We start from the raw sequence: 22,012 nt of genomic DNA on the forward strand, positions 1-22,012 counted from the left end.
TGAACTTCGGTACGCGTCCTTCATCGAACATGCCTGTCAGGCGCTCGCCAGCCGTGGCCGCGATACGAAGCGGGAGCACGAGCGCGGGCCGGGCAATGCCGCGGCGCGGCAAAACGCGCCTCTCGCGGCATGTCATTCAACCAAAATTTGCATGGAGCATGACATGGACAACGACATGATGGAAAACCGTGGCGCCTTCCCCGTCGATCAACCGATCGAAGCACTCATTCGCGACCACAACACCGTGCGCCGCCTGGTCGAGGCGTACCAGCAGGATCACAGCAGGGAGGCCAAGATGCAGGCCGCGCAGCAGATCCTGACGCTTCTGGAGATGCATTCGCAGCTTGAGGAGGGCGTGTTCTATCCGGCGGTGCGCAATATCGATCCGCAGATGATCGGCCACTTCGAGCAGGAACATCAGAAGGCGGACGACCTGGTGCAGGCCCTGAAGAACGGTTCGCTCGACGACCAGCGTTCGGAGCAGCTGCTGCAGCAATTGATCGACATGACCATGCACCACATCCAGGAAGAGGAAAACGACTTCTTCCCGAAGCTGCAGCAGGCGAACATCGACATGACGCCGATCGGATTGCAGATGCAGGCGTTCGAAGCCAATCTTGTGCACGCACAGGCACAGCAGAGCGCGCAGCGCGGCATGCGCCAGTAACCCGGGCAACGCCTCTCCCGGCCGCCGGCCTTCGATTCGCCGGCGGTACCCCTTCCTTTCCCGATGACCCAACCCAGACTGCAAGTCTACCTTGACCTGGATGGCGTATTCGCCGATTTCGATGCGCGCGTCAAGCGCCTGTGCGGCAAGCACCCGGATGAAATCGACCGGGCGCGGCTATGGAAGATCATCAACCGCGACGCGCGTTTCTTCGCCGAGCTCGAGCTCATCGAGGGCTGCCTGCAATTGTGGGAAGCCACGCGCGACCTCGAACCGGTCTTCCTGACCGGCGCCCCGAGTTCCAAGGTGTTCCAGGAACAAAAGCGGGAATGGGTCAGCCGCATCTTCGGGCCCGAATTCACGGTGCACGTGGTGCCGAAGCGGCGCAAGCGGGAGTTCAGCGGCCCGCATAAGGTACTGATCGACGACACCCCCGAAAACATCGCGCAGTGGATAGAGGCCGGCGGATATGGCATCCTGCACAAGGGCGACCACGCTTCCACGGTGCAGGCATTGAAACAGCTGCTCGACATCTACGCCCGCGAGCAGAAGGAGGCGCGGCCCTAAGTCCTGACGTTCCGGAACAGCTTGCCCGCCACCGTGATCACGCCGAAGACGACGGCGCCGGCCGCCAGGCCGATCAGGGCGTCCAGCAGCACCGAGGTCACGCCGCCGAACAGGGTACCGATTCCCGGAACCGCGGCCGCCCGCAGCGCAAGCTGCTCGATGCCTTCCCCAACCACGTGGAAGCCGTGCGCCAGGATGCTGCCGCCGACCATGAACATGGCCGCGGTGCCGATGTAGGACAGTGACTTCATCAATGCCGGCGCGGCCCACAAGAGGAACCGACCCACCTGCCGGGCCAGCGCCCCGGCGCGCCGGCTGAGGTAAAGCCCGGCGTCGTCCATCTTCACGATGGCGCCGACGATGCCATAGACGCCCACCGTCATGATGACGCCAACTCCCGCCAGCACGGCGATCTGCTGCGCGAAAGGCGCGTCCGCCACGGTGCCCAGGGCAATGACGATGATTTCGGCGGACAGGATGAAGTCGGTGCGGATCGCGCCCTTCACCTTGTCTTTTTCGTAAGCTACCATGTCGACCCGTTCATCGGCCAGCGCGCTGCGGCGCTTGTCCATGTCGGCCGCGTCTTCTTCCGCATGCAGGAAGTGCTCCGCGATTTTTTCGAATCCTTCGAAGCACAGGAAGGTGCCGCCCACCATCAGCAAGGGCGTGATGGCCCAGGGAGCGATCAGGCTGATGGCAAGCGCTGCGGGAACCAGGATCAGCTTGTTCCGGAATGACCCTTTCGCGACCGCCCACACCACCGGAAGCTCGCGGTCGGCCTGCACGCCGGTGACCTGCTGCGCATTCAGGGCGAGGTCGTCACCAAGCACGCCGGCCGTCTTCTTGGCGGCGACTTTGGTCATCAGGGACACGTCGTCCAGCAGGGTGGCAATGTCATCGAGAAGCGCGAGAAGGCTGGCTCCGGCCATATCAGATCCTGAAGAGTTTGAAAAATCAGAGTATTGTCGTTCGATGGCATGGATCGCCGCATGCTCCCGGACACTTGCTGATGTAGCACAAGCAAGGTCGGCTTGCCAACATTTGCGTCGTTGCCACTGGTCCAAACCGGCGCGAACCGATATGATTATTGTTCATAAGCAATTTGTTGCGCATTGCCACGAGCAAGCTGCGGACACCGGATCCTCACGCAATGACGTCCACCCTTCAATCAAACAAACCCGGCTTGTTTCTCCAGCAGATCGTCGACTCGTCCGCGACCATGTTCTGGATGACGGACGCGGAAGGTACCTGCATCTACCTGACCCAGGTGAAGACGGCCACGCCCGAGCAGCGCGCCGAGTTCGTAATGAGAAACTGGGTCGATCTCATCCATGAGGAAGACCGGGTGCTGCTCGGCCCGCTGGTCAAGAAATGCTGGGATGCGCGCGAAGCTTACCAGGTGAGATACCGATTGCGTCGAAGCGACGGCGCCTATCGCTGGGTGATGGGAGCGGCAACGCCGCGCATCGGCGGAGACGGCAAGTTCGAGGGCTACATCGGCTCGGTCGTCGATGTGACCGACCAGTCCACCACCTTCCGCTCCACCCGCATCGAATTTGCCCACCAGCTGGCCGCGTCCAACAGTACGGACATCATCACCCACCACGCTCCGGACAGCGGCAATTACCTGTACGCTTCCGCTTCGGTCAAGAAGTCGCTCGGTTACGAACCTTATGAACTGGTGGGCAAGAGCGCCTACCAGTACATCCATCCTGAAGACATTCCCAACATCCGCGAAGAGGTCGAGCGCCAGATGCGCGGCAACCCGCCGGAAGTCCTAGAGCATCGCGTCCGCCATGCCAGCGGTGACTACATCTGGGTCAGCTCCAGCATTACCGTGCTGATCGACCCATTGAATGGCACCAAGCTCGGCGCGGTGGTGATCAGCCGTGACGTTACCCGCGAGCGCCAGGCGCGCGAAGAGCTCATGCTGAGCGAAGCGCGGCTGCGCAGCCTGATGAATCTGTCATCCGACTGGTACTGGGAAACCGACCACGAAGGCAGGTTCACCTACTTTTCCGACGGCTTGTACCGCCTGTTAGGCGCCTTGCCGTCCGAGGTGCTCGGCAAGACCAGGCGTGAGCGCGCCGCCGATCCGAACCAGCCGGGACTGGCCGCCTACGAGCAGCGCTGTGCCGCGAGGTTGCCGTTCCGCGACATCCTGTATTCCTCTTATGGCGATTCGAAGACGCGGGTGCGCCATTCGGCGATCTCGGGAGAGCCGGTGTTCGCCGACGGCGTCTTCCTCGGTTACCGCGGCGTGGGCCGGGACATCACCAGCGAGATCGACGTTGCCAGGCAGCTCGAGTATCTTGCGATGCATGATGTCCTGACCGGCTTGCCCAACCGCGCATCGCTTTTCGAGCGCCTGCAGAACATGCTGAGCACGCGCGGCGACGATACCGTGGGCGTGCTGTTCATCGATCTCGACCGGTTCAAGGAAATCAATGACGCCATGGGACATGTTCCCGGCGACCTGCTGCTGCGCGAGGTCGCGCGGCGCCTGGAAAAGACACTTGCCGATGCAGGGATCGTTGCCAGGCTCGGCGGGGACGAGTTCGTCGTCTGCGTGAGGGGAAGCGTCGATCGCCCCGGCCTGGCGGCGCTGGCGCAGAAGCTGCTGGACGCGATGGCGCAGCCGATCGTCATCCAGGACCAGGAGGTGAGAATCCGCGCGTCGATCGGCATCTGCCTCTGCCCCGAAGATGGCGCGACGCGCGAATTGCTGTTCCAGAACGCAGATATCGCGATGTACCAGGCGAAGGCCGAAGGCCGCAATGCATTCAGGTTTTTCGAACCGGAAATGAGCGTGCGGATGAAGACGAGAATGGCATTCGAGACCTCCATGCCGCGTGCCCTGGAAAACCGCGAGTTCGAATTGCACTACCAGCCGCGGATCGACCTGCGGACCATGGAAGTGCTGGGCATGGAAGCGCTCATTCGCTGGAACCATCCGAGGATGGGGCGCATCTCGCCGCTCGATTTCATTCCCTTCGCCGAGGAGCGGGGCTATATCAAGGACATCGGACGCTGGGTGCTGGAAGAGGCGTGCCTTCAGGCGCGGCGCCTTGGCGAACTGTCAGGCAAGCCCCTGCGCGTCTCGGTGAACCTGTCCGCCCGCCAGCTCGATCAATCTACCTTAGGCGCCGACATCAGGCATATCCTGGCGCAGTCGGCGTTGCCGCCGGACCTGCTTGAACTTGAACTCACGGAATCGGCGCTGGTGAAGGACATGGATGCCACCGTCGCCACCTTCCGGTCGCTGAAGTCGCAGGGAATCCGGATCGCGGTCGACGACTTCGGCACGGGTTACTCGGGCCTCGCCTACCTTGGCCACTTTCCCCTCGATACCCTCAAGCTGGATAAAAGCTTCGTCAACCAGCCGGGTGGAGAAAATCACAAGGTCATCAAGGCCTTCATCGACATGGCGCACTCGCTGGGGTTGAGCGTGGTGGCGGAAGGCGTGGAGCGCGCCGAAACACTGGCGTTTCTGCACGCCATGCATTGCGATGAAGCGCAGGGCTACCTGCTTGCCAAGCCCATGCCGGTCGCGGACCTGGAAGACTTCCTGCGCAACTGGCAGCCGCCCAAGTCCACCCAGCCCTGACACTTCCAACCTTGCGCATGCCATCAAGCTCATCATTTCGGGTTGAGTCGGGCGCATGCATGATGGGCGGCATCGCGCTCTTCTAACCGGCAACTCGATCGGTCTTCGCGCGTCAAATCATGCAACGTGCGAACCATCAGAGGGTATTGCCGTCTTGAAAGGCCGTGCGGCAAATGGTCAGGAGCCAGAGAACATCGGCGAGAGATAATGCCAGCCTATCCCGGCAGCGAATACCCATGCGGCGAGCACGAGCGCGACGCCCCAGTTGCTGCGCGGTTTTTTCCCTTCGGTCTCCATCCAGGAGGCCGCTTTCGCGCGGCATTTTTCCATAGCAGGATAATGTCGTCCAAGAAGCCGAGCACCGGGATGAAATCTGGAATGAGGTCGATGGGACTGAGCGCATAGAAGACGACCGACATGCAGATCGCCCTGGGAAGCTAGGGCAGGCCGGGATGTTTCATTGCGAACCAGAGGGTAACACTGTCGCGTTTGAGTTTGCGCGCTCAGGCGCGAAGCGATTCTGTCAAAGCCATGCGGTCGTCGGTCGGGAATGCGGAAATCGCCTGTTACCGGGATGTCAGCCGGCTGGTATATTCTGACAGGTTTTGAACGCCGCTTAATCGCGTTGTCAGGTAACTCGTCTTGAGCACCTCATCTTTCGGGAAGACTTATGTTTGCAGCAGTCGATCTGGGATCCAACAGTTTCCGTCTACATGTCGGCGCGTTCGAAGGCCAGCAGCTTCGCATCGTGAAAACCGCGCGCGACCCTATCCGTCTCGCGGCGGGGCTGGATGACGAAAGCAAGCTGACCGAAGCGGCCATGAAATCGGCGGTGCAATGCCTCGCCAACTTCCGCAAGGTGCTGCTCGAACAGCCGCTGGATGCGGTCCGGGTGGTGGCAACCAATACCTTGCGGGTGGCAAGGAACGCCGCCGAATTCCTGCCCCGCGCCGAGGCCGCGATCGGGTATCCCATCGAGATCATCTCGGGCGAGGAAGAAGGCCGCCTGATCTACATGGGGGTGGCGAGCACGTTGCCGGACCCCGGGGAGAAACGCCTGGTGATCGACATCGGCGGCGGATCGACCGAACTGATTCTCGGAAAGGGAAGGGACATCGTCCATGTGGAATCATTCAGCATCGGCACCTTCAAGCAGGGCGCCTCCTTCTTTCCGGACGGCCGCATCAGCGCCCCTTCCTTCGAGGCCGCCATTTTGTCAGCGCGTTCTTATTTCGAGGACGCCGCCACCCTGTACAGTCCCCAGCACTGGACCGGCGCGTATGGTTCCTCGGGCACCATACGCGCCATTAATGACGTCATTTCCAAAAACGGCATCGGCGATGGAACGATGTCCTACGAGAATCTGCTCGCGCTGCGCGACCGCCTGGTCAGCCTGGGCCACGTCAGCCAGGTCGACCTGGCCGGCATCAAGCAGGAGCGCGTGATCGTGATGGTGGGCGGGCTTGCGGTGCTCATCGGCATCATGCAGGAACTCGGCATGGCCGGCATGCGGGCCATCAATGCCGGACTGCGCGTTGGCGTGATCTGGGACCTTCAGTTGCGCGAGATGAAGCAGGACCGGCGCGAGCTGTCGGTGAAGGAATGCATGCGCCGCTTCCACGCCGACCCGGACCGTGCGCGGCGCGCTGTGCAATCCGCGCAGGCGCTCTACGCCCAGCTCAAGCCCTCGTCGGATGCTTTTGGGCGTTACCTGCAATGGAGCGGCATGCTGCACGAGATCGGACTGTGCGTGTCCCACACCGGCTTCCACAAGCATTCCGCCTATCTCGTGGAAAACGCCGACCTGCCTGGCTTCACCACGCGCGAACAAAAGCTGATGAGCCAGCTCATCCTTGGACAGAAGGGCAACCTGAGGAAGATTGCCGGCACGCTCTCCGAATCCGATCTTGCCAAGGCCGTGCTTTCGCTGCGCTTCGGGACCATGCTCATGCACGCGAAGCTGGACGCCGAAGTCAGCGAACTCCGGCTGCGAATGAAGAACAAGATCGAGGTAGAGTTCCGCAAATCATGGATCGCAAGGCATCCCACCTTCGTCTACTGGCTTGAGAAAGAGGCGTCGTGGTGGGATGAGATCGGCATCGACATGCTCATCCGCAGCAATTGAAGCAGATGCAGGCTCGCGGCGCGACTCATGTGAAATGCGCCGCGGGCCGCTATTTCGTGAACCCCGGCCCCATCCAAGCCTTGACGTAGACCTTGTGCTCCGCGTCATGTGCGAGCCAGGCAGCATGCGCCTTACGTATCTCCAGGTCTTTCTTTTCGCCGAACAGCAGCATTGCCATGAGTTCGCCGAGCAGCGGCTGGTGGCCAACGATCATGACGGTCTCCCGGCTGTCGGGCCAGTTGATGGCGGCAATGATCTGCTCCGGGGTGGAATCGACCGACAGCGCGGCATGCGTCTTGAATTTCCGTCCGAGCGCCTCGGCGGTTGAAACGCACCTGACCGCGGGGCTCGCCAGGATGCGGCAGCTTCCCGGCAGGTGCCGGTCCAGCCACTTTCCCATTTTGGCCGCCTGTTTCACGCCCTTCGCGGTCAACGGGCGCGCCGCGTCATCCTCTCCCGGTGCGGCATCCGCATGCCGCCAAAGTATGAGTTCCACACAAGTTCCTTTCTCCGGTCAAGATCATTTATCTGGCAGCGGATTGCTTGATCCGATCGTGCCCAGCGAACGGGCGAGATGCAGTTGCGCGCTGAATGTCCCTTCCTTGCTTCTTGGCTTGCGTCGGCGATACTTGCCGTCGGCATTGAGTTCCCAAGCATTCGCCGTATCCCTCATGTAGGGGGTAAGGCCTTCGTTGATGACCCGCTTCTTCAGGCTGGAATCCAGGATGGGAAACGCCACTTCCACCCGCCGGAACAGATTGCGGTTCATCCAGTCCGCGCTCGCGAGGTAGACGTCATGGCGCCTGTCGTTCTTGAAGTAATAGATGCGGCTGTGTTCGAGGAAGCGCCCGACGATGGAGCGGACCCGGATGTTCTCGGACAGCCCGGGGACGCCGGGCCGCAGCGCGCAGGCGCCGCGCACGATCAGGTCGATCTTCACGCCGTCCGCCGACGCGGCATACAGCGCGCGTATCACCGATTCATCGAGCAAGGCGTTCATCTTGGCAATGATCCTGGCTGGCTTGCCCTGCTTGGCAATCGCGCCTTCGCGGCGGATTGCCTGGATGATTTCCTTCTGCAGCGAAAATGGCGCCAGCCAGAGGTATTCCAGATTCTTCGGCTTGGTGAGGCTCGTGAGATGAATGAACACCTCGTTGACGTCGGAAGTGAGTCCGGGGTGCGCGGTCAGCAGGCCGAAATCGGTGTACAGCTTGGTCGTCCTGGGATGATAGTTGCCCGTGCCGAGATGCGCATACCGCCTCAGGCCCGACTCGTTGCGCCGCAGGACGAGGGCGAGCTTGGCGTGCGTCTTCAGGCCTACCACGCCGTAGACGACCTGGGCGCCCACGCGCTCCAGCCGCTCCGCCCAGTTGATGTTTGCTTCCTCGTCGAAACGCGCCATCAGTTCCACGATGACTGTCACTTCCTTGCCGCGCAGCGCGGCAGTGATCAGCGATTCCATCAGGTCCGAGTTCATGCCGGTACGGTAGATGGTCTGCTTGATGGCGACGACATCCGGATCCAGGGCGGCCCGGCGGATGAATTCCACGACGGGCTCGAACGACTCGAAGGGATGGTGCAGCAGCACGTCTTCCTTGTCCAGCCGGGCGAACAGATCGGTATTGTGTACCTTGGGCGACAGGCCGGGCGTGAACGGGGAAAAGTAGAGCGAAGGCGTCGTCACCGAATTGATCAGTTCGAGAAGCCGCACCATGTTGACGGGGCCATCAACTGCGAACAGACGCGTGCGGTCGATGTTGAACTGGTTGAGCAGGAATTGCGACAGGTGCTCAGGGCACTTGTCGGCAACCTCGAGCCTGACGGCAAAGCCGAATTGCCGGCTGTGCAGTTCGCTCTGCAGCGCCTGCCTCAGGTTCTTCACTTCTTCCTCGTCGACCCAGAGATCGCTGTTGCGGGTCACGCGGAATTGGGAGTATCCAATGACTTCCCGTCCGGTGAACAGATCGGCGATGTGCGCATGGATCACCGATGACAGCAGGCAGAAGGACGTTCCCTTCTTCGACAACTCGTCGGGAAGGCGGATGACACGCGGCAGCACACGCGGCGCCTTCAGGATCGCAATTCCGGTGCCCCGGCCGAATGCGTCCTTGCCGGACAGCTCGACGATGAAGTTCAGGCTCTTGTTCACCACCTGCGGGAAAGGGTGCGCGGGATCGAGACCGATCGGCGTGAGCAGGGGGCGGACTTCGCGGTTGAAATAATCCTTCACCCATGCACGCTGCTCCTCGGTCCGGTCCTGATGCCGCAGGAGGTGGATGCCGTTCGCCGACAGCTGGGGAAGGATGGTGTCGTTCAGCAGCTGGTACTGGCGCGCGACGATCTGCTTGCATTCCGCGATGGCCATGTCGATATTGGTTGCCAGCGAAGGCGGCAGCGCCGTGCTGTCGCCTCCCAGCCGGTTCTGGGCCAGCTGGCTTGCGATGCGGACTTCGAAGAATTCATCGAGGTTGCTGCTGACGATGCATAGATAACGCAAGCGCTCCATCAGCGGGATGGAGGCATCTTCCGCCTGGGCCAGCACCCGGCGGTTGAACTCGATCTGCGACAGTTCCCGGTTGAGGAATGTCCCTGTCTGTTTCGGGATGGAGGACAGCTCGCTTGGTGACGAGGTCTTTTTATTCATGGAAACGGATGATTCCTGTGGTCATCCGTCAGAGTGTAATTAGCTTATATGACAAGTTTGTGACGGAGAACAGGAACTCCCAATTTAGCCGCGCAGGCGGGCAGAGCCCGACGGCCTTCCTGGTCTTGCCATAGAGTAATACATTCCCGGAGGCGGGATTGTTCCGCCGTTAGCGACTCGCGCGGTAATACCTCTTGACGCGCTTCGACACCAGAATGGGAAGGTAATCGGTGACTTCGGCCTGATCGGAAAGCTCGTCGAGGACTTCCTCATACGCCGCGGCAACTTCATCCACCGGCATGCCTATTTCCTCGGCCAGCGCATGAATGCTGTGCACATGGCGGTCCGCCATCCCGGGAGGGTTGATGTCGTCATCGGGATCGAGGGGTGCCGAGTGATTGCGTGACGCCATGGCATGACCTTCCAGAACAGGTAGTGCTGAGGGCCGGAAAACCGGAATCAGGAAGTAAACATAATCGCCCCGCCATCATCTGTCGAGACCGGAATATCAATGGAAATGCCGATGCCCATGTGTCGGATAAATGAAGGCATCCGCAAGGCAAGCTGGCGTCCGCGGCAGGCTGCAAGGCCTGCCGTCGGAACGCTAGGCTTCATCAGGCCAAAGTCGGCATGCCCGTGATGTATCCGACCGCCGCGCCGTACAGGTTGCGGTAGTTCGCCTTCAACAGCGGATCGAGCTGCTGGTACACCTTGGAATGCAGGCCGCCCGTGACGTTGCCGCTTGCGTCCTTGGTCAATTCCCAGTCGCCGGCATGCTGGAAGTTGCTCATGATGTAGGCAAAGCCGTTGATGTCGTCCACGGCATGCAAGCCGGTCGACTCCGCGCCCGCCGGCGTGGACAAGATGCGAGAGAGTTGCCTCGTATCGACGTTGTAGGCCCAGAGGAAATTATTGACGTGGGTATTGCTGTCCTCGCCGATGAAAAGCGTGCGCAGCTTCTCGGAAAACTTGAGGTTGTCGGGCGTGGCGATCTTGTCCGGATTGGCATAGTTGCCCAGCGCGTCCTGCGCTTTCATCTTTCCGCCGCCCAGGTCCTCGGAGACGAGGGCGGGCACCGCCGCCATGTCGACGGGCACCCATTCCGAGTCGATGACAGCGCCGCCGGTATCCCGTTGTCCGGCCTTGAGATTCTGCTGATACACCGCCCCTGAATACGGGCCCTCGACCTTGACGTCGCCGGAGCCATCCAGCATCGATGCCTCGATGCGCGACATTGCCACATAGGCGATCTTGTCCTTCGCATTGACCGTCGTGCCTTCCCATTTGGTGAAGCCCATCGAACCGCCGGCAAGCGCGGCGTACCGGTGCGTTTCGAGAAAGGCGGCCGCCTTCTCCATGCCTGGCTTGATTTTAATCCAGTTGAATTTTCCGCCGAAGGGAATCTTCTTGTAGCTGGCATCCTGCGGGTCCGACGTCTTGACGTCCATGATGTCGGCGGCGGTGATTCCGCCATCGACGAGTGCCTTGATTTCCGCGCTGGTCGCGCTGCCAAGCCTGATCCAGCCCAGAGTGGCGGAGCCCGGTCCGGTTCCGGAGGTCTGGTTCCACTTGCCGACGTACAACACGCCGCTCGAAAGATCGCGCGCCCTGTCGGCGATGAACATGAAGGCGCCGCCATTGGTGGCATCGTCACCCATCAGCACGGTGCGTTCGTCAGGCATGACCTGCACGAGCTCGTGGGAGATGCGTCCCAGGCAGTAGTGTTTCCTGATGGTGCCCGTGCCGTCCGGGTTGACCGTCACTTCCGGCAGATGGCCGTAGTGATATGGACTGGTCTTGCCTGCATCGCCGAAGGTGTTCTTCGCGAATCCAAGATACTGCGCATTGCTTGCGGCCGTAGTCGCATCCGGTTCATATTCCTCGCTGGACAGATGCGTGTTCCATGGCGAGCGCGATGCGCCGCACGTGATCCACAAGCCTTTCGCCGGGCTGGTGTCGACGTTGTGGTACTTCACCAAGGTAAGCTTTCCGGTCGCCTTGTCCTGGTCAAGGGTCAGCACGGCGATTGGCGAGGGCAACAGGCCATACATCGATGTCCCGCCTGCATTTCGCGTGGTGTACTCGAACTGCACGACCGCGAATACGGTGTTTCCCTTGACGCCGGCGACAGTCGCATTGGGCAGGGTGATGAATGACGACCCATCGGGCGAGTCGGAATAGAACTGCGGACTTCCGGCGGCACTGGCGTCTAGGATCGGCTGGTTGTTGATGTCGTAGTATCCGCCGGCCAGGATCGTACCGCCGGAGCCGTTGGGAACCTGCGCGCCGGTGATGAAGAAGGGCTCGTAGCCCAGCGTGTAGGCCTGTTTCCGGCCATCGCTGTAGGTAGCCGTCATGCCCGATGCAATGCTCATGGTCGCCATGGCCGCCGGATTGGCGAGCGTCGGCGCGGCCATTCCGGAAAAGGAAATCGAACTCAGGCTAACCGCGGGCAGAGCGGTTTCGGCCGGAACGGCGGCGGAGGAACCGCCGCAGGCGGCGAGCAGCGCGGCGCTGCTGCCGCTGGCAAGGGGAAGCAGGGGAGCGCCAGACAGGATTTTCAGAAGCCGGCGGCGGGGAGCGTCGATGTTATGCATGGATGCCTTATCCTTGTTGGGTTTGACGATCTCGATGGCGTGCTGCCATCTCTTGAGCAGGAGCGCTAATGTTCTTGATGCGATGCATGGCTAACTATTGCGCCGCGAAGAATATCCGCCTGATGTGACGTGGCAATGACAGCATTGGAGGCGATGCCTTGCGGCACGAAGAGGGTGGTTGCATGTCGCGTGCTCTGCCATAGCGCAATATGGGTGGGCCGGGTGTCGGCGAAAATGGGTGCGAGGAATCTGCACTCGTCTCGCCGTTCTTCCTGTCCAACCAATCCCCTTCCGCGTGAAATCCGGGTGACCTCCATGGAAATCGAACTCAAGCTCGCGGTCTCTGCCGAAGACCGTCCCCGTCTCTACAAGCATCCATTGCTGGCCGACCTCGGCAAGCCGGCTCTGCAAGACCTCAATGCCAAGTACTTCGATACGCCTGATCTTCAATTGAAGGCGCGCCGCATCGGCCTTCGCGTGCGCAAGGCCAACGGCAACTGGGTGCAGACCATCAAGGCAGGCGGGCGCGCAAGGGCAGGGCTGCATGAGCGCCACGAGTGGGAAAAGGAAATCCATTCAGGGACGCCGGACTTGGACTTGTTCACCGAAGTCATGCGATCCCATCCGGAACTCTGCCGGGCGGCCGACCTGGAATCGATCAAGGGTGCCCTGCAGGATGTCTTTACCGTGCGCGTGCATCGGGCGACCTGGCTCGTGAAACACCAGGGCGCGGAAATCGAGCTCGCCATCGATGAGGGCAACATCGCTCGGTCGGACAAGAGCGAGCCGGTCAGCGAGGTCGAGCTGGAGCTGAAGTCCGGGACCGTGGAAGCGCTGTACGATCTGTCGCTCAAGCTGATCGAGCTGGTGCCCATGCGATTGCAGAGGGAAAGCAAGGCCGAGCGCGGCTATGCCATGATCTCCCCGGTCCTGCATGAGGCGTCGAAAGCGGCAGCGGTCACGCTGTCACCGAAGATGAACGTCGAACAGGGGATGCAGGCCATCTTCGAAAACTGCCTGGATCAGGTGGCGGCGAACGAGGCCGGCGTTCTCGACGGGAACCGCCCGGAACCATTGCACCAGATGCGCGTCGGACTGCGGCGCTTTCGCTCCGCCCTGAAGCAGTTCGGCGCGGTGGCGGCGTTTCCCTCCGGGCTTGCGGAAGAAATGGACTGGCTGAACGATTTGCTGGGCCAGGCAAGGGACTGGGATGTCCTGTCTCACGAGACGCTGGCAGAATACGGGCGCAGGTCGGCAGGCGAAGCGAATCTCTCCGTGGTGCAGGAGAGGTCGCTTCAACTCGCGGAGGAAAAACGCAATGCGGTGCAGGAAGCCTTGCAATCGCCCCGTTATGCCCGGCTGATGCTTGGAACTTTCGGCTGGGTGCAAGGCAAGGGATGGCGGCACACGGCCACGGAAGCCACCCAGGAGGTGCTCGCCGCGCCATTGTCGGGGCATGCCCGGCAGGTGATGGCACACGCCCTGGCGCAGGTCCTCAAGCGCAGCAAGTCATTGTCCCAGGCCGATAGCGATGTGCTGCACCGGATCCGCATCGCCACCAAGCGAGCCCGCTATGCGTCGGAATTCTTTCAAGCCTTGTGTTCGAGAAAATCCGTGCGCCGCCAAGGCAAGCTGCTCACCGCCTTGCAGGAGGAACTCGGAGCCCACAATGACACGGCCGTCGGTGGCAACCTGTTGAAGGATTCGCGTGATCGGTTCCCCCATGACCTGGAAACCGTGGCTTATCTTCGCGGACTGATGAGCGCGCAAGATGGCGCGGACAAGTCCCGGCTGAAAGCGCTGCGCGGGAAAATCAAGAAACATGATTTGAAATGGCGGCGCCAACCGTCTTGATTGCATCCATGCGGATCGCCGGAGTGCCCGGTCATGATGCCGTCATCAACCGGGACTAATATCCAGGCATCTTTTGCACATGCAACCGATATGTATGGCGAAAGCAGGCATGCCGTCAGAACTTCTTCGAAAGGGCGGCATGCCGACCACCTTCCCCCGCTTGACCCGCTCCCCTGAACGCGCCCCCTGTCTGCTTCCCGATCGGTCGGTGCCGCGGGCATCTCGCCCCGGTTACATCCTTGTTCAGATTGCCATGGACGAAAAAAAGCCCGCAGACCTTGCGGTTTGCGGGCGAATCCATCTCAAGGAGAGGTGGAGGAGACAGGGATCATCTTAGTGCAACGCACAAAGTTTGTCTGCATTTTTTTTGGCATATGTGGTGTTCATTTGACAAATAAGATGCAAATTTCTCGAAAAACCTGCGTCCCTGCAGGCTGAATTTCGATTTTCTTGGAAAGCCGTTCGGTTTTTTAACCAAAACAATGTTGATGCTGCATTGCGGAATAAAGGTCCACGCGATGTTTCCGCGGGCAAGCTGGTGCCAATCAGGAGGGTAACGCACGTGCAGGCATGCCTTGATGCATGACAAGGCGGGAAGCCGGGTTGCCATACAGCTCAACATGACTTTTCGGCGAGGAGTTATGCTGGGTTTTATCGCATGACACTTCGATCGCCTGCCATGAACGTCAGAAAACAGTTTCGCGCCGGATCGGAATTCAGGATCGCCGACCACCATCCGGGCGACAAGCCGCTGTCGAGCGGCGACAAGCCGGCCGATCAGCTGCGTGTTTCCGGACTGGCTGAACAGATCGCGGCGTTCCAGGACATTTTCTATGCGGAACATCGCCGCAAGCTGCTGGTAGTCCTGCAGGGCATGGATACCAGCGGCAAGGATGGTACGGTGCGCGGCGTATTCGGCAGGCTCGATCCCCTGGGCGTTCGCAGCGTCGCATTCAAGGCGCCCAGCACCGATGAGCGGGAACATGATTTTCTCTGGCGCGTCCATGAGCAGGTGCCCGCCATGGGGCAGCTCGTCATCTTCAACCGCAGTCACTACGAGGATGTCTTGGTGCCGGTCGTTCATGGAGACATCAACGAACCGGAATGCGAGCGGCGGTACCGGCACATCCGCGAATTCGAGCGCATGCTTTGCGAGACAGGCACGGTGCTGGTCAAGTTCTTCCTGCACATCTCCAGGGATGAGCAAAAGCGGCGTCTCGAAGCGCGGCTTCAGGAGGGCGACAAGCATTGGAAAGTGGACTTGAATGACCTGAAGGAGCGTCGTTACTGGGATGCTTACCAGGAGCGTTACGAACGCGCGATCCGCGAGACCGATACCGATCCCGCGCCGTGGTACGTCATCCCCGCCGACAGCAAGACGCATCGCAACCTCGCGATCGCGTCCGTCATGATCGACGTCCTGCAAGACATGAAATTGAGCTACCCGCCGCCGAATCCGGAATACTTTAAAATCAAGGTCGAATAAGCCCGGCGGGGACGCCGGCCAGGAACCATGCGGCCCATCGCCCGCCAAGGGGAAATCGTTTGCCATCCACAGCTGAATTGCGTGCGCAATGCCGTGTCTTCATCTCGGGCAGCTTGCCGACCACGCCAGCGGAGGATTTTGCCGAGCTGTCGCGCTGGTGCGAAGTCAACGAGGCGGACCATGACCTCTATGGCAGCGGAAACCTGATCCAGGGTTTCGAGCGGCGCATCGCAAAAATTCTCGGCAAGGAGCGCGCGCTCTTCTGCATCAGCGGAACGATGGCGCAAGCCATCGCGCTGCGGATCGCATGCGAGGCCAAGGGAGGCGATACGGTAGCCTTGCATCCGACCGCGCATGTCCTGCTGCACGAGCGCGAGAATTACCAGTTCCTGGATCTGTTCCGTGCAGTCCGCGTGGGCGATCCCTTCCGGACCTGGAGCGCCGAGGATCTGCAGGCGTGGCCCGGCCCTGTCAGCGCGGCGTTCTATGAATTGCCGATGCGCGAAATCGGCGGCCAGCTGCCGTCGTGGGAAAGCCTGAAAGCCTTGGGGGAACACTGCCGGAAGCGCGGCATTCATTTCCACATGGATGGCGCTCGCCTCTGGGAAGCCGCGGCAGGATACGGCCAGCCGGCGTCCGACATCGCCGCCATATTCGATTCGGTGTATGTCTCGCTGTACAAGGGAATCGGCGGGCTTGCCGGGGCGATGCTTGCCGGCGACGTCGACTTCATTGCACGTGCCGAAGTCTGGCTCAGGCGCTTCGGCGGCAACGTGGCGCGGGCGACGCCTTATGTGGCCGCTGCCGCGGCACGCTTCGACGAACGCATCGCCAGGATGCCGCGCTACCTGGAGCGCGCGAAGGAAGTCGCGCGCGTGGTGTCCGCCCGTCCCGGAATGCGGGTCAATCCATCCGAGCCGCAAGTGAACATGATGCATGTGTACTGCGCCGCTTCGCGGGAGCGGTTGACAGCCATCCGTGACGAGCTCGCCGGCGCCCATGGCATCTGGCTGTTCGGCGCGGCGCGCCATGCGCCGCTGGCCGGGGAAAGCAGTTTCGAATGGTACGTCGGCGATGCCCTGCTGCAGATGCCCGACCGCGAGCTTGAGCACATCCTGGACCTGTTCGCTGAGCGGCTTCGACCAAGCCAGTAAAACAAATCCCCGCTAGATCACCTTGACCTGTTCCCAGTCCGTGACGCCGCTGAAGATCTTTTCGATGCCGTCCTGGCGAAGCGTGCGCATGCCTTCCTTCATCGCGAGCGCCTGGATGTCCGGCACGCTCGCCTTGGTGTGAATCAGCCGCTTGATGGTGCTGGTATTGCGCAGGAATTCATGGATGCCGACGCGTCCCTTGTACCCCGTTTCATTGCAGAGCTTGCAGCCCACCGCCTGGAAGATGGTGATGCTGCCATCCGACTGCTGGTAACGACTGCGCCAATCGGAGAGCACGTCGGCAGGATTGCTATCGGTGTCGGCGCAATATTCGTGGGCCAGCATGGCCAGCTGTTCCTCGGTGGCCGCCACCGGACGCCGGCATGACTGGCACAAGCGCCGCGCGAGCCGCTGGCCGACCACGCCGATGAGCGCGTCGCCGAAGTTGTACGGGTCGAGTCCGAAGTCGAGCAGCCGGATCACGCTCTCCACCGCGCTGTTGGTGTGCATGGTCGACAGCACGAGGTGCCCGGTGAGGGAGGCTTCGATGACGATGTGGGCGGTTTCTTTGTCGCGGGTTTCGCCGACCATGATGACGTCCGGGTCGGCGCGCAGGAAGCTGCGCAGGATCAGCGGAAAGGTCCATTCGGCCTTTTGCTGGACCTGCACTTGGCGCAGGCCGTCCTGGGTGATTTCGATCGGGTCTTCCACCGTCCAGATCTTGCGCTCCGGCGTGTTGATGTAGCTGAGCAGGGCATGCAGGGTCGTGGTCTTACCGGAACCGGTGGGTCCGCAGACGAACAGGAGGCCATGCGGCTTGGTGACCGCCTGCTGCAGCATGTCCAGCACGCCCTCTGCCAATCCGATCGCGCCGAGCGATACCGCCTTGGGAGGCGCCAGGATACGCATCACGACGTCCTCGACGCCATCCGTAGTGGGGATCGTTACCACGCGCAGTTCGAGCTTCACCGGCCCGAACTGCTCGAAATTGATCTTGCCGTCCTGCGAGTGGCGCTTCTCGGAAATGTCGAGACGGCTCATGATCTTGATGCGCGAGACGACGGCGTTGCGAAAATTGGCCGGCAGGTTGGAGTAGTCCGACATGATGCCATCCTTGCGGAATCGCACCCGGGTCGGCTTGTTGTCGCGCATGGACTCGATGTGGATGTCAGACGCGCCGGCGACATAGGCATCGATGATGATCTTGTTGACTAGCCGCACCAGGAGGTTGTCCGACTCGGTGACATGGGCGCGGTTTTCGAGTTCGAAGTCGATGTCGCGCTGCGCGTCGAGCTGCGATACAAGCTCGGAGATGTCCGTGCCGCTCGCCTCCGGACCATAGATGCGGTCGATCGCCGTGCGGATTTCCTCTCCCGATGCCATGACCGGATCGACCGCGAGGCGGGTGACGAAGGAGATTTCCTTGAGCGCGTCCGGCATCAGCGGGTTTTCCATCGCCACCACGATCCGCGTCTCGGTATGGTAGAGCGGCATGACGACGTATTTCCTGACCAGGTCTCCCGGAAGGATGCGCGTCATGCTGGACTGGAAGGAATAGTTTTCCAGGCCCACGAAAGGAATGCCGACCTTCTGCGCCAGGACGCGCTTGATCGCTTCGAACGACACCATGCCCATGTTGACGAGGATGTCCCCGAGCGGCTTCGTGCGGTCCTTGCTCTGCGCCTGAAGGGCAAGCTCGAGCTGGTCCTTGGTGATGACTTCTTCCTGCAGCAGCGCTTCGCCGAGGCGGAGCTGGGGACGGTTCTTCTGGGCGACGAGTGCCTTTTCGATTTGTTCCTGGGTGGCGAGTTGCTTGATCTGCAGGTAATCGCCCAGCTTGCGTTCGCGCAGCTTGTTCTGTTCGGCGAGGCCGGCTTCGACCTCCTCCATCGACAGCAGATTCCTTTCCACCAGCAGCTTGCCCAGCTGTTCGCCGATCTGGTAGCTATCGATGACGTCCGCCGGGATGAACATGCGGTGCACCTTTTCCGGCGCGCTTACCAGAAACAGGAACAGGCCGCATTCCTCTGCCACATATCCCATCGTTTCGTCGTCGAGCGTGGTCTGGTCCTTGAACCGGACGCTGAACCGCTGCACCGCCTGCGTCTTGGAAAAATCTTCGAGTGCCGATTCGGCGGAAAGATCCAGCCGGCGCATGCCGATCGGCATCTTGAAATGCAGGCTGTGGATCTGGGAGAAGGGAATGAGGGCATTGGTGTCGCCCCGTGCCGCGCGAAAGTCGATGATCTCGGCGCCGGTGTCGATGCGGAGTACCTTTCCCACCGTTCGCTTGCCGTTCCGGTGAACCACGGTAGCGATGGTGGACAGATCCTTCATCATCGGATCCTGCTCGGGAATTCGCTCGTAATGGGGCGGATAGGGCCAATCTATCATTGCTTCTCTTTCACTCAGGCTGGATGCCGCTCGGTGCAATAGCGCCAGTCGTTTCCGTTTGTTCCCGGTCGATGCTGCCATGGGGAAATTCCATTATAGCCCCGCTGTACGGCACGTAGCGGCCTAAGTGCGGGCTAGGCCGGTGATTGGGAAATTCGGGGAGAAGCCCATCGCACGGTTATTGAAGGGGGCAACGGAGGGCGCGGGCGCAAGGACGCCGCCCGGAGGAGGGTCGAACGATTGAGCGCCGAAAGGTCGCGAGGACCTTGCAGCGCCGGCCTTCGTCGCTATATCGAAGGCGAGGGACTGGAATGATGGATCTAGTGTAGTTTCTTCAACGCATCGGGCTTGTGCGCTGCTTCGCTGCCGGTCTGGTCGCTCTCGACCAAGTATTGCGGTTCATCCGGAGAGGCGTTCACGTGGTGGCCCTTGATTTCCATGGGAGCCGTCAGCTTTTTCTTGATCGTTCCCTTGACCAAGCCTTGCGAAGAATGCCATTGCACCTTGTCGCCCGTCTTGAATTCATCTTTCATGACCACCTCCTTGTCATGAATAGATGCGCGCGGCCGGCAAAGAATCCCTGCATGGCGGGCGAAACCGCACGCAACGGAATTCATTCGCGTCATACGTATCAAACAGTCAATACAACATTGCCAATGGAAAGACGATGAACGAGAAGGAACTCAGCCTCGCGCAGCTGGAAGAGCTGGCGGCGCGCATGGCGGCCGCCATTCCGGACCTGGATTGCCCGGAATGTTGCGAATGCACGTGGGTTTATCACTACGTCGAACGCAGCGCCACCCTCTATCAGGAAGAATTGGAATGGGCGCTACTCGTCCATGCCTTCCGACAACATCGGCAGCGCGGACCGCAGCAGGCGCAATGACGATCGCAACGGCCATTTAAAACCCTGCCCAGGCCATCGCGGCCGCGGCGGAGGGGAGCGCCCTCCGCCGCGTTGCTGATTACTTAGAGTTTGCCAGCTTCCAGTTGCCGTTATCGATGGTAAGCAGCACGCGCGCGTTGTCTTCCAGGCCAAAGTGATCCTTGGGCGTGTAGCGGACTACGCCCTGGGTGATGGTGATGCTCTTGCCGCTTTCGAGTGCGTCCTTGATCGCCGTCCGGAACTCCTGGGTGCCCGGCTTGCCTTTCTTGAGCGCCTCGGGGACCACTGCTTGCAAGAGCAGCTGCGCATCGTAGCCATGCGCCGCGAACTGGTTGCGCGACCCGGCGCCGAACTGCTTTTCATAGCGGTCGACGAAATCGACCGCGACCTTTTTCGACGGATGATTGTCCGGCAGCGCTTCGGGCATGACCGCGAGGCCGGCGACGACCACGGAGCCTTCCACGTCCTTGCCGCCGAGGCGGATCAGGTCGCGGGACGCCGCACCGTGGGTCTGGTAGATCTTGCCCTTGTAGCCGCGCTCCACGATCGCCTTGTGCGGCATTGCCGAGCCGCTGCCTGAGGCGCCGATGAGGACCGCATCCGGCTTGGCAGAGACGATCTTGAGGGCTTGCGCGGTCACGCTGGTGTCGGCGCGCGCGAAGCGCTCCGTGGCCACCGACTTCAAGCCTGCCTTGGCGGCGAGCTCGTTGAATGACTTGAGCCAGGTTTCGCCGTACGCGTCCGAATAACCGAGGTAGGCATAGGTGTTGACGCCGGCTTTCTTCATGTGGTCGACGATCGCGCTCGCCATCAAGGCGGTGGACTGCGCCACGCGGAAGGTATAGGTGCCCTTGCCTTCGGGCAGTTCGACCGGCGAGGTCGAGATCTGCACCGTCTTTCCTTCCGAGGCGACATCGGCCAGCGCCACCGATGCCGGCGTGGCTGTCGAGCCGACGATGACGTCCACCTTGTCTTCGGTGATGAAACGGCGCCCGTTCTTGGCCGACTGGGTGGTATCGGAAGCATCGTCCAGCATGATGATCTTTACCTTTTCGCCGCCGATGGTCTCGGGCCAGAGGGAAATGCCGTTCTTGGTGGGAATGCCCAGGCCAGAGGCGGGGCCGGTCAGAGGTAAGCTGACGCCGATGGTGATGTCGGCCTGGGCGGCGCAGCTGAACGCGAGAGCGAACGAAGCGATGAGCGGTCGGAATGCGGGTTTCATGATGTCTCCTCGTGTCTTGGTCGGTGAATGAATTGCGATGCGGTAGATCATGGGGCTTGTGGTGCTGTCTTCTTCGTGAGTCCGAGATAGGTTTCGACGACCCTCGGATTGGCCGCGAGCGCGGACGCTTCGCCTTCGAGCGCGAGATCGCCGGTTTCGATGACATAGCCGTAATCCGAGACCTGCAAGGCCGCGCGCGCGTTTTGCTCAACCAGGAGGATGGCGACGCCGGTGCTGCGAAGTCCGTTGATGATGCGAAAGATTTCCTTGACGATCAGCGGTGCGAGGCCGAGGCTGGGCTCATCAAGCATCAGCAGCCTAGGCTTGGCCATCAGCGCGCGGCCCAGCGCCAGCATCTGGCGCTCGCCGCCGGAAAGCGTTCCTGCTTCCTGCGATGCCCTTTCCTTCAGCCGTGGGAACAGCTGGTAGACGGTGTCGAGCTGGTCCATGTAATGCCTCTCTCCCGCCCGCTTGCGCGGGTAGGCGCCAAGCCTCAGGTTGTCTTCCACGTTCATGGTGGAAAACAGCTCGCGCGTTTCAGGCACCAGCGACATGCCCCGCTGCACCCGCTCTTCCACCGGCACGCCTGCCAGGTTCTCGCCAAGGAAGTGAACGTTGCCGCGCGCGTTTCCCGAGGCCGGAAGGATCCCCATGATCGCCGCGAGGGTAGAGGACTTGCCGGCCCCGTTGGGACCGATCACCGACACGATGCGACCGGCTCCGGCGCGCAGCGATACCCCGTGTACCGCCTCCACCTTGCCGTAGCTGACATGCATGTCGTCGACTTCGAGTATGGTCTCCATGCCCCT

Annotated in this window: 17 protein-coding genes and 1 pseudogene; 8 read left to right on the forward strand and 10 right to left on the reverse strand. The window is 61.2% G+C overall.

Going from position 1 to position 22,012, the window contains the following annotated elements; genetic code table 11:
- Positions 1-163 precede the first annotated feature (163 nt).
- Both G3574_RS14150 and G3574_RS14155 read left to right on the forward strand, forming a co-directional pair.
- Complete coding sequence (locus tag G3574_RS14150) at positions 164-667, forward strand: hemerythrin domain-containing protein (protein WP_163964248.1); 504 nt, start codon at positions 164-166, stop codon at positions 665-667.
- A 63-nt stretch (positions 668-730) separates the two neighbouring features.
- Positions 731-1,234 (forward strand): 5' nucleotidase, NT5C type, encoded by a 504-nt coding sequence (locus G3574_RS14155; RefSeq protein ID WP_163964250.1) that lies wholly within the window; start codon positions 731-733, stop codon positions 1,232-1,234.
- Here the strand turns inward: G3574_RS14155 and G3574_RS14160 are convergent.
- Entirely contained in the window at positions 1,231-2,163 is a 933-nt protein-coding gene (locus G3574_RS14160; protein ID WP_163964253.1) for a DUF808 domain-containing protein, read from the reverse strand. The genes G3574_RS14155 and G3574_RS14160 overlap by 4 nt on opposite strands.
- A gap of 221 nt (positions 2,164-2,384) precedes the next feature.
- On the opposite strand from G3574_RS14160, the gene G3574_RS14165 reads away from it, so the two are divergent.
- Complete coding sequence (locus G3574_RS14165) at positions 2,385-4,841, forward strand: sensor domain-containing protein (RefSeq protein WP_163964255.1); 2,457 nt, start codon at positions 2,385-2,387, stop codon at positions 4,839-4,841.
- A gap of 177 nt (positions 4,842-5,018) precedes the next feature.
- On the opposite strand, the pseudogene G3574_RS28955 reads toward G3574_RS14165, so the two are convergent.
- Positions 5,019-5,302 (reverse strand): annotated as a pseudogene (locus G3574_RS28955) (YkvA family protein).
- A 209-nt stretch (positions 5,303-5,511) separates the two neighbouring features.
- Here G3574_RS28955 and G3574_RS14175 point away from each other — a divergent pair.
- Positions 5,512-6,966, forward strand: a complete 1,455-nt coding sequence (locus G3574_RS14175) for a Ppx/GppA phosphatase family protein (protein ID WP_163964258.1) — start codon at positions 5,512-5,514, stop codon at positions 6,964-6,966.
- A 49-nt stretch (positions 6,967-7,015) separates the two neighbouring features.
- Here G3574_RS14175 and G3574_RS14180 read toward each other — a convergent pair whose 3' ends face one another.
- The 4 genes from G3574_RS14180 to G3574_RS14195 all read right to left on the reverse strand — a co-directional run bounded on the left by G3574_RS14180 (position 7,016) and on the right by G3574_RS14195 (position 12,207).
- Entirely contained in the window at positions 7,016-7,462 is a 447-nt protein-coding gene (locus G3574_RS14180) for a SixA phosphatase family protein (RefSeq protein ID WP_163964260.1), read from the reverse strand.
- Positions 7,463-7,486: 24 nt separating this feature from the next.
- Positions 7,487-9,610 (reverse strand): polyphosphate kinase 1, encoded by a 2,124-nt coding sequence (gene ppk1 / locus G3574_RS14185; protein WP_163964263.1) that lies wholly within the window; start codon positions 9,608-9,610, stop codon positions 7,487-7,489.
- Between the two features lie 169 nt (positions 9,611-9,779).
- Entirely contained in the window at positions 9,780-10,022 is a 243-nt protein-coding gene (locus G3574_RS14190; RefSeq protein ID WP_163964265.1) for a DUF3562 domain-containing protein, read from the reverse strand.
- Positions 10,023-10,224: 202 nt separating this feature from the next.
- Entirely contained in the window at positions 10,225-12,207 is a 1,983-nt protein-coding gene (locus tag G3574_RS14195) for a PhoX family protein (RefSeq protein WP_163964267.1), read from the reverse strand.
- Between the two features lie 315 nt (positions 12,208-12,522).
- Between G3574_RS14195 and G3574_RS14200 the strand changes: the two genes are divergently transcribed.
- The 3 genes from G3574_RS14200 to G3574_RS14210 all read left to right on the forward strand — a co-directional run bounded on the left by G3574_RS14200 (position 12,523) and on the right by G3574_RS14210 (position 16,701).
- Positions 12,523-14,061 carry a CYTH and CHAD domain-containing protein gene (locus G3574_RS14200; RefSeq protein WP_163964269.1) on the forward strand — a complete coding sequence of 513 codons (1,539 nt, stop codon included), beginning with the start codon at positions 12,523-12,525 and terminating at the stop codon, positions 14,059-14,061.
- A 679-nt stretch (positions 14,062-14,740) separates the two neighbouring features.
- On the forward strand, positions 14,741-15,547 hold the full coding sequence (locus G3574_RS14205) for a PPK2 family polyphosphate kinase (RefSeq protein WP_163964271.1): 807 nt from the start codon (positions 14,741-14,743) through the stop codon (positions 15,545-15,547).
- A 59-nt stretch (positions 15,548-15,606) separates the two neighbouring features.
- The gene (locus G3574_RS14210; RefSeq protein WP_163964273.1) at positions 15,607-16,701 is read left to right on the forward strand and encodes a threonine aldolase family protein; all 1,095 of its coding nucleotides are present in this window, start codon (positions 15,607-15,609) and stop codon (positions 16,699-16,701) included.
- 12 nt (positions 16,702-16,713) lie between these two features.
- Here the strand turns inward: G3574_RS14210 and G3574_RS14215 are convergent, their stop codons facing one another.
- Entirely contained in the window at positions 16,714-19,095 is a 2,382-nt protein-coding gene (locus G3574_RS14215; RefSeq protein ID WP_163964275.1) for a GspE/PulE family protein, read from the reverse strand.
- Positions 19,096-19,415: 320 nt separating this feature from the next.
- Positions 19,416-19,628, reverse strand: a complete 213-nt coding sequence (locus tag G3574_RS14220; RefSeq protein ID WP_163964278.1) for a hypervirulence associated TUDOR domain-containing protein — start codon at positions 19,626-19,628, stop codon at positions 19,416-19,418.
- A gap of 134 nt (positions 19,629-19,762) precedes the next feature.
- On the opposite strand from G3574_RS14220, the gene G3574_RS14225 reads away from it, so the two are divergent.
- Positions 19,763-19,981, forward strand: coding sequence for a hypothetical protein (locus G3574_RS14225; RefSeq protein WP_163964280.1), 219 nt, complete (start codon positions 19,763-19,765; stop codon positions 19,979-19,981).
- A 79-nt stretch (positions 19,982-20,060) separates the two neighbouring features.
- Here G3574_RS14225 and G3574_RS14230 read toward each other — a convergent pair whose 3' ends face one another.
- Together G3574_RS14230 and G3574_RS14235 are read right to left on the reverse strand one after the other, a co-directional pair.
- On the reverse strand, positions 20,061-21,203 hold the full coding sequence (locus G3574_RS14230) for an ABC transporter substrate-binding protein (RefSeq protein WP_163964282.1): 1,143 nt from the start codon (positions 21,201-21,203) through the stop codon (positions 20,061-20,063).
- A 47-nt stretch (positions 21,204-21,250) separates the two neighbouring features.
- The gene (locus G3574_RS14235; protein WP_163964284.1) at positions 21,251-22,006 is read right to left on the reverse strand and encodes an ABC transporter ATP-binding protein; all 756 of its coding nucleotides are present in this window, start codon (positions 22,004-22,006) and stop codon (positions 21,251-21,253) included.
- Between the last annotated feature and the right edge of the window lie 6 nt (positions 22,007-22,012).

The organism is Noviherbaspirillum galbum, from assembly GCF_010974945.1.
GTDB lineage: Bacteria > Pseudomonadota > Gammaproteobacteria > Burkholderiales > Burkholderiaceae_D > Noviherbaspirillum > Noviherbaspirillum galbum.